Genomic DNA, 11,868 nt, shown 5'->3' with positions numbered 1-11,868 from the left:
AACGTGACCATTTACAAGCTTGGCGACGCCGCACCGACCATCCACGAAAGCGTATTCGTCGCGGACTCCGCGACCATCATCGGCAATGTGACGCTCGCGGAAAATTCGAGCGTCTGGTTTGGCGCAACGCTACGCGGCGATAACGAGCCGATCACGTTGGGCGCGGGCAGCAACGTTCAGGAAAACGCCGTCCTGCATACCGACCCCGGCTTTCCGCTGACTATCGAGCCGAACGTCACGGTCGGCCACCAGGTGATGCTGCACGGCTGCACGATCAAGGAAGGCTCGCTGATCGGAATTCAGGCGGTGGTCTTGAATGGAGCGGTAATCGGCCGCAACTGTCTGGTCGGAGCGGGCGCCATCGTGACCGAAGGCAAGGTATTTCCCGATAATTCGCTGATTCTCGGCGCGCCCGCCAAGGTGGTGCGCGAATTGTCCGAGACGGATATCGCCAACATGCAGCGGGGCGCGGCAAGCTATGCCGAGCGCCGCGAGTATTTCAAGGCGCAGCTCGTACGCATCGGCTGACCGGCCGGGCGCGCAGCGCGCACGGCGCCGGCACGGCATATCGTCGTGGCGCGCCATTCGACTGAGGAAAAGTTGTGAGCGACCAGTTGCAAAAATTCATGTTCAGCGCGGCGCCGGTGCGCGGCGAAATCGTTTCGTTGCGCAATACGTGGCAGGAAGTGCTGACGCGCCGCGAGTACCCGGCGCCGGTGCGGACGATTCTCGGCGAGATGATGGCCGCGTGCGCGCTGTTGTCGGCGAATCTGAAGTTCGACGGGACGCTGATCATGCAGATTTTCGGCGACGGCCCTGCCAAGATGCTGGTCGTTCAATGCAGCTCCGATCTGTCGATGCGCGCCACCGCCAAGCTTTCCGGCGACGAAGGCACGATCGGCGACAGCGCTTCGCTGGTGGAGCTGCTCAACGCAAGCGGCCACGGTCGCTGCGTGATCACGCTCGACCCGCGCGACAAGAAGCCTGGCCAGCAGCCGTATCAGAGCATCGTGCCGCTGTCGGGCGTGGACGGTCCGCTCAACTCTATGGCCGAAGTGCTCGAACACTACATGCATCATTCCGAGCAGCTCGACACGCGCCTGTGGCTCGCGGCGAATTCCGAGCGCGCAGTGGGCATGCTGCTGCAAAAGCTGCCTGGCGACGGCGGCATCGTCCCACATCCGGGCGAACTGGATGCGGACACCTGGGAGCGCGTCTGCACGTTGGGCGGCACGCTATCGCAAGACGAGCTGCTGAAGGAAGAACCCGAGACGGTGTTCCGACGGCTCTTCTGGCAGGAAAACGTTCAGCATTTCGAGCCCGCCGCCGCGCGTTTCGAGTGCACCTGCTCGCGCGAAAAAGTCGGCTCGATGCTGAAAATGCTCGGCCGGGAAGAGGTGGACAGCGTGCTCGAGGAGCGCGGCCACGTCGAGATTCATTGTGAGTTCTGCAACCAGCGGTACGAGTTCGACCCGGTCGACGTGGCGCAACTTTTTCTCGTGAACGCACTCTCACAAGGTGTGACGCCGGCTGCTGGGCAACGGCACTGAAGCGGCTGGCCACGCGGGCGCTTTCCGTGCTCGCGGCGGCGTCCCAGGCTGAACTGGGCACGCTTTTCATCGCTTTCCATTGCCATTGAGTGTGCGCCCCACCCCGGGCTGTTACAGATACAGGCGGCGCGGTATCTTTGACATTGTGGCGCTGTACTGCTTGATGCCGCTGTAGACGTTTTACTTAGGTATCCGACTGATCGAGACCGAACATGAGCATTTCTTTCTCGCTGCTACGTCCCGCGCGCACGCTCGCCACCTTGACGGCGCTGGCGGGCGTCACTGCGTTAGCCGGTTGCATGATGGACCCGCCGGGACCCTCGCCCATTTACAGCCGGCTGCCCGCCGACCAGTCGGGCATGGTCAGCACCGCGCAACCGCTCACGCCCGCTGAGCGCGAGCGTTACAACGCAATCGATCAGCAGGTCATGGCCGAGCAAAACCAGGCAATCGCCGCCGAAAACGCCGCGCAGGCGTGGTCGCGCTATTACAGTCCGCCAGTGCCGGTGAGCGTTTACGGTAGCTACTACGGCGGTGGATGGGGGCACGGCTGGGGCACCGGCGTGGGCATCGGCTACGGCCCTTGGGGCTGGTGATTCACCGAGCGCGCTGAGTGGCGCTGGAGGGCCGGCGATCAAAGCATTCCGGCGGCCGGTTTCGACTGTTGAATGCTCGTTGATGTAAAAAAGGCGCGGGTCAATCGACACCGCGCCTTTTTTTCGCCTTCACATTGAAGCGCCGTCGCCGCTCAGTGCGCGGGCTTCTTGTCTTTCGCTGGCTTGCCGCCGTGCTTGCGCTCTGGCTTCGCGCGCGACTCCGGATTCGGCACGACATGCAGCGGTGCCGACGAGACTTCGCCGCGAGTCGAGGTGGAAGCCGAAGGCGCGTTGGCTGTCGGCAGGGGTGCATTCGGCGAAACGAATTGCACGAACACTTCGCCGTCTTTGACCATGCCCATTTCGTAGCGGGCGCGTTCTTCGACGGCAGCGGTGCCGTTCTGCAAGTCCTGCACCTCGCCCTGAATCCGCTCGTTACGCAGTTTGGCGTCGGTATTCTTTTGCACCTGCTGCGCGAGCTGCTGCTGCAGTTCGTGCACGCGCAACCAGCCGCCATGGCCCCACCAAAGCGGATACTGGATCAACGCCAGCAGAACGATCAGTACAGCAGTGACGAGCCGCATGAAGTAAGCACAATAAATACGCGCCGCCCTGCGCTAAACGCAGGGCGGCGAGGTCAATCAGACACGAAAAAAAACCGGCTCATCGGTCAGCGCTAGAAACAGTCCAATCACAACGAATTAGCGCAGATTGTAGAACGCCGACTTGCCCGGATAGCTGGCGATATCACCGAGGTCTTCCTCGATGCGCAGCAACTGGTTGTATTTCGAGATACGGTCCGAACGCGACAGCGAACCCGTCTTGATCTGGCCGGCGTTCAGGCCCACGGCAATATCCGCAATCGTCGAATCTTCCGTTTCGCCCGAACGATGCGAGATCACAGCAGTGTAGCCAGCCCGCTTCGCCATCTCGATCGCGGCGAAGGTTTCCGTCAGCGTGCCGATCTGGTTGATCTTGATGAGGATCGAGTTCGCGATGCCTTTCTCGATGCCTTCTTTCAGGATGCGCGTGTTTGTCACGAACAGGTCGTCGCCAACCAGCTGGATTTTCTTGCCGAGCTTGTCGGTCAGGAGCTTCCAGCCTTCCCAGTCGCTTTCGTGCATGCCGTCTTCGATCGAGACGATCGGGAACTTGTCAGCGAGCGTAGCGAGGTAGTCGGTGAATTCGGCCGACGACAGTTGCAGGCCTTCGCCTGCCAACTGGTACTTGCCGTCGTGGTAGAACTCGCTCGCCGCGCAGTCCAGCGCGAGCAGCACATCTTCACCGGCGCGATAGCCCGCTTTTTCGATCGCTTGCAGGATGGTCGACAGGCATTCGTCGTTGCTGCCAAAGTTCGGCGCGAAGCCGCCTTCGTCGCCCACCGCCGTGCTCATGCCGCGGTCCGACAGAATCTTCTTCAGCGCGTGGAACACTTCAGCGCCACAGCGCAGTGCTTCGCGGAAGGTCGGCTGGCTGACCGGCACGATCATGAATTCCTGGATGTCCAGGCTGTTGTTCGCGTGCGCGCCGCCGTTGACGATGTTCATCATCGGCACCGGCAATTGCATCGCGCCCGAGCCGCCGAAGTAACGGTAGAGCGGCAGGCCGGCTTCTTCAGCGGCGGCCTTCGCGACGGCCATGGACACGGCCAGCATCGCGTTCGCGCCGAGACGCGACTTGTTGTCCGTGCCGTCGAGTTCAAGGAGGGTCTTGTCGAGGAAAGCCTGCTCGGAAGCGTCGAGGCCCATGATCGCTTCGGAGATTTCGGTGTTGATGTGTTCGACTGCCTTCAGCACACCCTTGCCGCCGTAGCGGCCAGCTTCGCCGTCGCGCAGCTCGATCGCCTCGCGCGAACCGGTGGATGCGCCCGACGGCACTGCGGCGCGGCCCATGGTGCCCGACTCGAGCAGCACGTCGCATTCGACGGTGGGGTTGCCTCGCGAATCGAGAATCTCTCGACCGATGATATCTACGATAGCACTCATGGTTTCCTCAAGAAATGACGATGAATTCTTTACTGTGACACTGTATCTCGCAGGTCGATCAGAGTTAGCGGTTTAGCGCTCACCCCGTCCCTTACAGAGCACACGAATGCGGACCTGGCCTTTAGCTCTCGTTCCGGTCCATGCGGAGCTTGGTCTCCCGACAGACAACCTACGCGCCGATACGTTCGACCACCATTGTGCACGTTCGCCGCGCACTCCCACTTGAACGTGCGGCTCGACACGCGAGCCAGCATGCGGCGAACGGCTGAATCAGTTGAAATCGCTTTCGAGGAACGGCGCGCGCTTGACGGCCTGATCGAGCGTGACAAGTGTCTCGAGCAGATCGGCCATGCGGTTGAGCGGCACCGCGTTCGGACCGTCCGATTTGGCCTGCGCCGGATTCGGGTGCGTCTCCATGAAAAGACCCGCGACGCCGACCGCGACCGCGGCACGCGCGAGCACCGGCACGAATTCACGCTGCCCGCCCGAGCTCGTGCCCTGCCCACCTGGCAACTGCACAGAATGCGTGGCGTCGAAAACGACCGGCGCATTCGTTTCACGCATGATGGCAAGCGAACGCATGTCGGACACGAGGTTGTTATAGCCGAACGACACGCCGCGCTCGCACGCCATGAAGCGGTCTTCCGACAGACCAGCCTCGCGTGCCGCGTCGCGAGCCTTGTCGATCACATTTTTCATGTCGTGCGGCGCGAGAAACTGGCCCTTCTTGATATTGACCGGTTTGCCCGAGCGGGCGCACGCGTGAATGAAGTCAGTTTGACGGCACAGGAAAGCTGGCGTTTGCAGAACATCGACCACTGAGGCGACCTGTTCGATCTCGTGCTCCGCGTGAACGTCGGTCAGCACCGGCAAGCCGAGCTGACGCTTCACTTCCGACAGGATGCGCAGCCCTTCATCCATGCCCAGACCGCGAAACGATTTGCCACTACTGCGATTGGCTTTGTCGTACGACGATTTGTAGATGAACGGAATGTTCAGCTTGGCGCAGATTTCCTTCAGCCGGCCCGCCGTGTCGATCGTCATTTGCTCCGATTCGACGACACAGGTGCCCGCGATCAGGAAAAACGGCTTGTCGAGCCCGATTTCGAAATCGCCCAGTTTCATGCTTTCTCCCCGACTTCGTTCGTGACGCGCGACTGCTGACGTGCGAGCGCAGCTTCGACGAACGACTTGAAAAGCGGATGGCCGTCGCGCGGTGTGGACGTGAATTCCGGGTGAAACTGCACGCCGACGAACCACGGGTGCATGCTGCGCGGCAGTTCCATCATTTCCGGCAGATCTTCGCTCGGAGTACGGGCGCTGATGATAAGACCGCCGGCTTCGAGCTGGGGCACGAAGCGGTTATTGACTTCATAACGGTGACGGTGACGCTCGTTCACATCCTTGCCGTAGATCTCTTCGGCCATGGTGCCGGGCTTGATCGGGCAACGCTGCGAACCGAGACGCATGGTGCCGCCGAGATCCGATTCTTCAGTACGCTTTTCGACACGGCCTTCGCGGTCGTACCACTCGGTGATCAGCGCGACCACGCGGTTTTCGGTTTCCTGATCGAACTCGGTGCTGTTCGCGTTCTTCAGCCCGACCACGTCGCGCGCAAACTCGATGACGGCCAGTTGCATGCCGAGGCAGATGCCGAGATACGGCACCTTCGCTTCTCGTGCATAGCGAATCGCCGCGATCTTGCCTTCGGTGCCGCGACGGCCAAAGCCGCCAGGCACGAGCACCGCGTCGAGATGCTTGAGACTTTCGACGCCCTGCGTCTCGATCTCTTCAGAATCGATGTACTCGATGTTCACGCGCGTCGACGTATGCATGGACGCGTGGCGCAGTGCTTCGATCAGCGACTTGTACGACTCGGTCAGATCGACATATTTGCCGACCATGCCGATTGTGACTTCGTGTTCCGGGTTCTGCAGCTTCTCGACGAGGTCCGCCCACATGGACAGATCGGCGGGCTTCGGCGTGAGCTTCAACTCTTCGCAGATGATCGCGTCGAGCCCCTGATCGTGCAGCATCTGCGGAATCTTGTAGATGCTGTCCGCGTCCCACACCGAAATGACGGCGTCTTCCGGTACGTTGGAGAACATGGAAATTTTCGCGCGCTCGTCGTCCGGAATGCGGCGGTCGGCGCGGCACAGCAGCACGTGCGGCGAAATACCGATTTCGCGCAGCTTCTGCACGCTGTGCTGCGTGGGCTTGGTTTTCAGTTCGCCGGCCGTGGCGACCCAAGGCACCAGCGTGAGGTGCACGAAGCACGCGCTGTTGCGGCCCATGCGCAGGCTCATTTGACGCGCGGCTTCGAGGAACGGCAGCGATTCGATGTCGCCCACCGTGCCGCCCACTTCGACGATAGCGACGTCCGGCTCGCCGCAGGTGGCCGACGCCGCGCCACGCTCGATGAACGCCTGGATTTCATTCGTGATGTGCGGAATAACCTGCACCGTCTTGCCGAGATAATCGCCGCGGCGTTCCTTGCGGATTACCGATTCGTAGATCTGGCCAGTGGTGAAGTTATTGGCCTTGCGCATCTTCGTGCTGATGAAGCGCTCGTAGTGACCGAGGTCGAGGTCGGTCTCCGCTCCGTCTTCCGTCACGAACACTTCACCGTGTTGGAACGGACTCATCGTGCCGGGGTCGACGTTGATGTAGGGATCGAGCTTGAGAAGGGTGACTTTAAGACCGCGCGATTCGAGGATCGCGGCGAGGGAAGCGGCGGCAATACCCTTGCCGAGGGAAGATACTACGCCGCCGGTGACGAAAACATATTTGGTCATCGCTGGATGCTCGCGGGAAAAACGGATTATACCGTAAAGCAGGGTCTCAACCCAGCAAAATGCGAGCGGCCCGGGCACGCATGCGCGCCGCGCAAACCACCGGTGACCGGCGCGCGCAGCGTCAGCCGCGCTGCTCCAGTTCGCGCAACATCCGCTGAACGGCACGCGCGGTTTCGATCGGCTTTTCCATCGGAAAGAGGTGGCTGCCCTCGATCCATTCGACATGGCCGCCGGTAGCACGGCGCGTGGCGCGCAAGCCGACCTGACGGATTTCTCGCGACCGGGTGCCGCCGATGAACCCGACCGGCACCGGTGCGCCGCGCGCGAGTCGCGCGCCGAGCGTATGCGGCAAGGTCCGGTAAATCTGATATTCGATGCGGCGATCGAACGCGAGGCTGCGCGAGCCGTCGTGCGAAACCTGCGGAATGCCGAACTCGATGTAGTCGGACAGCATGCGCTCGTCCCAGCGCGCGAACGCGGGCTTCGAATGGAAATGACGCCATGCCTCTTCGCGGCTTGCCCAGTGAGTGCGGCGCTTGCGCGTGGCCGCTGCGGGCGAAAGCCGCTCGTCGAGCCCGGTCCATTGCGACACGCGCAAAATGCTGCTGCGCCAGCCTGCCACCACCGGCGAATCGAGCATCACGACGCCCCTCACCCACTGCGGTTTCTTCAACGCCGCCATCAGCGACACATAGCCTCCGAGCGAATGTCCGACGAGCCACACCGGCTGCTCGTAGGTCCGCCCGATGTCGTCGAGCAACTGCTCGACGAGATGCGGCCAGTCCTGAGTCACCGGATAGCGCGGATCGTGCCCGATGCGTTCGATGTGCCGCACTTCGTAGTCGTCGGCGAGTTCCGCAAAAATCGTCCGGTATATCGACGCTGGGAAACCGTTCGCGTGCGAGAAGTGAATGATGTTTTTCAACTGCGGCTATCTCCGTTCTGTTTATTCGCGGCGGGTGAAGCCTGGCGGTGTCTCGCGGTGCTGAATGTTGCGGTGTGGTGCTGTGGCGGTTGTGTAGTGCTGTAGCAGTGCTCCGCCGTGACGCTCGAGTTCGGTTCCCATCGGGCGGCTTCGCTTTGCCGCCCGCTCATTGCCTCTCTTCTACGGCGCTCTTCGAGTTGCCTTCAGCACTTCTTTTGCGGCTCTTCCATTTGCGTAGCGTCAACCGGCGATCGGTTCAGCGATCCATCCAGTAACGCCGACGGGTGTCGCGATAACGCTCGATGGTCAGCGCGGTATCGCTTGCATGCGCGCCTCGCCGCGTGGCGAAATCCGGATCGATCAGGACGCGCACTGCGCCATCCGCATCGCTGCGTCCAAGTTCGATATGCCGCGCCGAATAACGCGCCAGCACGCCCGCACTGGGATGATGAAACCGGTTGCGATAGCCTACCTGAAATAGTGCGACGAGCGGGTCGATAGAATCGAGGAACGGTTCAGTCGACGACGTCTTGCTGCCATGATGTGGGACCACCAGCACCTGAGCACGCAGCATCTCGCGATCGCGCGACAACAGCACGCGTTCGGCTGGGGCCTCGATGTCGGCGGTCAGCAGCGCGGCAAGGCTCGTGCGTTGCGCGTGCGCGTCGGGCGACGGGCGATCTGCTGCGCTTTCCGCTTTGCTCTTCAGCGCACGGTCCAATCTGCTGTCCGACGCATGCTCCGCTGCGCCGTCCTCCACCCCACCCGTCTCTCCCTTCAACTGCGGAGCTTCCCCACTTCCCTCTCCCGAGTTCACAACTGCACCCGGCAACGTGCTCACGCGCAGCACACAGCAATGCGCGTTCGGCTTGCCCTGCAGCGGCCCGGCGTCGGGCCAGAGCATCGAGAATTCAACCCCGTCCCACTGCCAGCGCTGTCCCGCCGCACAGGGCAGCGTCTGCGCGCCCCGTTGCCTCGCATTCGCCCATAGCGCATTGGCCGGTGCCAGAGCGGCGACCATCTGGCGGACCTCGATCGCATTCAGCACGGCCGGCGCGCCTCCCGAGTGGTCCGAATCGGCGTGGCTGACAATCAGCGTGTCGAGGACGTTGACGCCGTGCGCCTGAAGATACGGCACGACGACTCGCTCACCGGCGTATGTCGACTCCGGGCCCGGCCCCGTGTCGAACAGCAGTACGTGGTGCGCCGTCTCGACCAGCACCGACGTGCCCTGCCCAACGTCCAGCGCGGTCAGCCGGAAGCTGCCGTGGGGCGGCCCGGACGGCGCCGGCGCAAGCAGCGGCAACCACGCGAGCGGCGCCGCCCAGCGCAGCGGCCAGCCGCGCGGCGCGAGGCACCACAGCACGCCGGCCGCGGCGGCAGCGAGCGTCCATCCGTCCGGCTGCGGCAGCCACCACAGCGCCCACCTGGGTCCGGAAAGCCACTGCAATCCGGCAATCATCACGTCGAGCAGCGCGTGCGCCGTACGCAACGCGTAGGCATCGAGCGGAGCGGGCAACACGACACCTGCCAGCACCGAAGGCGTGACGAGCAGGCTTACCCACGGAATCGCAAACGAGTTCGCTAGCGGCCCGATCAACGGAATCTGAGCGAACCAGCAGACGGTCAACGGCGCGAGCGCGACCGTGACAGCAAGCTGAACATGCGCGGCGCCGCGCAGCCGTTCACCGAAAGCGCGAATCCGGCGTGCGGCAGCAGCACGCAGGCGCGACAACCGACTGGGCGCGCGGCCCTGTTCGTCCGTCTCGTGCGTGCGCTGTTCGTGATTCTCCACGCGAGGCCGCCCCGACGTGGCGAAGAGAATCGCCGCCACTGCGCAGAACGACAACCAGAATCCCGCCGAGACAACCGCCCACGGATCGATCAGCAACACGAGCCCGAGCGCAGACGCGAGCACGGCCGAGCGCGGTACATTGCGCCCGCTTAGAAACGCGAGCGCAACGACGCCGGCCATCCACAGCGCGCGCTGCACGGGCACGTTGAAGCCGGCCAACGCAGCATGCAACGCGGCAAAGAGCGCGCCGCCAGTCACCGCGACGAATTGCGCGGGAACGTGCAGCGGCCAGTTGCGGCCGATCAATCCCGAGCGCCGCCAGCAGGCGCCGCAAAGCCATGCCGCGAAGCCCGCGGCAAAGCCGATATGCAATCCCGAGATCGCCACCAGATGACTGGTGCCCGTGGCGCGCATCAATTGCCAGTCAGCGGCGCTCACTTCGTCCTGCGCGCCGATCGCCAGCGCGACGACGATGCCGCGATGCGGCGAATCCGCCAGCACCGCGTCGATGCGCGCACGCAGCGCCGCGCGCCAGCGGTCCACCGTCACGCCCACGCCGCGAGCATCCGGGCGCAACCGCACGGCCTGCGTTGCCGCGCTCACGTACCCGGTGGCCCGCACGTTCCGCGCAAGCAACCCGGCTTCGGCGTCACGCACGCCGAAATTCGCATTGCCATGCGGCCGTTTCAGACGCACACGCAGACGCCAGCGTTCACCGGGCTCAAGCCGCGGCGGCGGCGCTTCGTCGGCGATCCAGGACAGTTGGACGACGCGCGGAAACCTGACCGGTTCGCCCGGCGCCGCTTCAACGGCAAACGCGTCGACCGACTCCACGTCGAAAAGAAAGCGAACGCCTTTATCGTCGCGCGAGGGCAATCCTTTGATGTTGCCGGTCAGTTCGATGTCGCGGCCTTCCCACGCAACCGGCAAGCTAGCCGCAAGCCGTCCTTCCGCACGCCATGCCGCGTAGCCGAAGCCGACGCACCATGCCGCGCATAAGAGCGCGCCCCAACCGGCGAATGAGCGCACACGTCGAAGCGTCCAACTGGAAGGCGCGCTCTGCTCGCGATCCGCGATGTGCGAACGCCCACGCAAGGCCCACACTGCGGCAGCCGACGCCGCGCAGCCGAACAACACCAGCTCGCACCAGCCGCCCCGACCGGGCAATGCCGCCTGCTGCTGAAGCCAGACGACGCCCAATCCAAATCCACACCACCATGCACGCATGCGCCCTCCGCCCGCCACCGGCCGTACGCGGAACGAGACGACGCAACGCACGGCGCAACGCGCAAGCGTGCCGCCGGACGTGTGTCTCGCCCGGCGCAAACCACTCGAGAATCAACCAGACAAATTATGCAGAGGAAAGCGAGAGTCGCGGCAGCGCGGCGAGCGCGTTAGCCGTTGTGCCTAGGGCGGCTTCGTCCACCGCCATGCCACGCAACTGCGCGAGTCCGGCGCCGATGGCCGGAGTCTGCTCGGGCGAGTTGCGCTGCTTGTAAATCCACGAAGGCGCAATGTCCGGCGCGTCGGTCTCGACCACCAGTGCGTCGAACGGCAACTGCTCGGCAAGGCGGCGAATCTGCCGCGCGCGCTCGAACGTCAGATTGCCGCCGAAGCCGAGATGCATGCCCTGGTCGATATACGCCTGCGCCTGCTGGAAGCTGCCGTTGAATGCATGCGCGATGCCGCGATGAATCTGATGCCGGCGCAAGCCTTTGATGACCTGATCCTGCGATTTGCGCACATGGCAGATCACCGGCAGATCGAATTCGCGCGCGATTTGTAGTTGACCGTTGTAGAAGAATTGCTGCCGGGCGTCGTCGAGGCCGTCGACGAAATAATCCAGACCGATCTCGCCGATACCGATGAAGCGCGGATCGTCGAGGCTAGCCTCGATTTCCACGCGCAGCAGTTCAAGGTCGTGTTCCTGCGCGGATGGCGTAAAGAGCGGATGAATGCCCAGCGCATATGCGCCGCCTTCGAAGCGGTGCGCCAGCTCGCGCACGGCTGCGAAGTTCTGCCGGCCGATGGCCGGGATGACGATACGCCCCACGCCCGCACTCTTCGCCGCCGCGGCGACGTGCTCGCGGTCGGCGTCGAATTCGGAGGCGTCGAGATGGCAGTGCGTATCGATCCACATGGGTTGCCTCGCTGACAAGCGGATTGAGCAGATTGAGCGGCCGGCACGTCGAGCCATTTGCAGCTCTGTGCCGCCTCGCCAC

10 protein-coding genes are annotated in these 11,868 nt (G+C 63.4%); 3 read left to right on the top strand and 7 right to left on the bottom strand.

Going from position 1 to position 11,868, the window contains the following annotated elements; translation table 11 throughout:
* Window positions 1-3 precede the first annotated feature (3 nt).
* The 3 genes from OH764_RS05335 (at window position 4) to OH764_RS05325 (ending at window position 2,146) form a co-directional block, all read left to right on the top strand.
* The gene (locus OH764_RS05335) at window positions 4-528 is read left to right on the top strand and encodes a gamma carbonic anhydrase family protein (RefSeq protein ID WP_498848286.1); all 525 of its coding nucleotides are present in this window, start codon (window positions 4-6) and stop codon (window positions 526-528) included.
* 74 nt (window positions 529-602) lie between these two features.
* Window positions 603-1,550 (top strand): Hsp33 family molecular chaperone HslO, encoded by a 948-nt coding sequence (hslO, locus tag OH764_RS05330; RefSeq protein ID WP_027775413.1) that lies wholly within the window; start codon window positions 603-605, stop codon window positions 1,548-1,550.
* A 212-nt stretch (window positions 1,551-1,762) separates the two neighbouring features.
* Window positions 1,763-2,146: a hypothetical protein gene (locus OH764_RS05325; protein ID WP_498848285.1), complete on the top strand. Its 384-nt coding sequence runs from the start codon at window positions 1,763-1,765 to the stop codon at window positions 2,144-2,146.
* A 152-nt stretch (window positions 2,147-2,298) separates the two neighbouring features.
* Here OH764_RS05325 and ftsB read toward each other — a convergent pair whose 3' ends face one another.
* From ftsB to OH764_RS05290, 7 genes are all read right to left on the bottom strand, one after another.
* Window positions 2,299-2,730, bottom strand: a complete 432-nt coding sequence (gene ftsB / locus OH764_RS05320) for a cell division protein FtsB (protein ID WP_498848284.1) — start codon at window positions 2,728-2,730, stop codon at window positions 2,299-2,301.
* A 117-nt stretch (window positions 2,731-2,847) separates the two neighbouring features.
* Window positions 2,848-4,131 (bottom strand): phosphopyruvate hydratase, encoded by a 1,284-nt coding sequence (eno, locus tag OH764_RS05315; protein WP_288823512.1) that lies wholly within the window; start codon window positions 4,129-4,131, stop codon window positions 2,848-2,850.
* A 270-nt stretch (window positions 4,132-4,401) separates the two neighbouring features.
* The gene (gene kdsA, locus OH764_RS05310; protein WP_020065520.1) at window positions 4,402-5,256 is read right to left on the bottom strand and encodes a 3-deoxy-8-phosphooctulonate synthase; all 855 of its coding nucleotides are present in this window, start codon (window positions 5,254-5,256) and stop codon (window positions 4,402-4,404) included.
* Complete coding sequence (pyrG, locus tag OH764_RS05305; RefSeq protein WP_027775416.1) at window positions 5,253-6,926, bottom strand: CTP synthase; 1,674 nt, start codon at window positions 6,924-6,926, stop codon at window positions 5,253-5,255. Before pyrG ends, kdsA begins: the two co-directional genes overlap by 4 nt.
* Before the next feature lie 121 nt (window positions 6,927-7,047).
* Complete coding sequence (locus OH764_RS05300) at window positions 7,048-7,851, bottom strand: alpha/beta fold hydrolase (RefSeq protein ID WP_498848283.1); 804 nt, start codon at window positions 7,849-7,851, stop codon at window positions 7,048-7,050.
* A 256-nt stretch (window positions 7,852-8,107) separates the two neighbouring features.
* The gene (locus OH764_RS05295) at window positions 8,108-10,873 is read right to left on the bottom strand and encodes a ComEC/Rec2 family competence protein (protein WP_498848282.1); all 2,766 of its coding nucleotides are present in this window, start codon (window positions 10,871-10,873) and stop codon (window positions 8,108-8,110) included.
* 124 nt (window positions 10,874-10,997) lie between these two features.
* Window positions 10,998-11,786 (bottom strand): TatD family hydrolase, encoded by a 789-nt coding sequence (locus tag OH764_RS05290; protein WP_498848281.1) that lies wholly within the window; start codon window positions 11,784-11,786, stop codon window positions 10,998-11,000.
* Between the last annotated feature and the right edge of the window lie 82 nt (window positions 11,787-11,868).

The organism is Burkholderia sp. M6-3, from assembly GCF_050858985.1.
Classification (GTDB): Bacteria; Pseudomonadota; Gammaproteobacteria; order Burkholderiales; family Burkholderiaceae; genus Paraburkholderia; species Paraburkholderia caledonica.
Note: the sequence above shows the minus strand (reverse complement) of the source record. Positions and strands in the feature narration are given on the sequence as shown.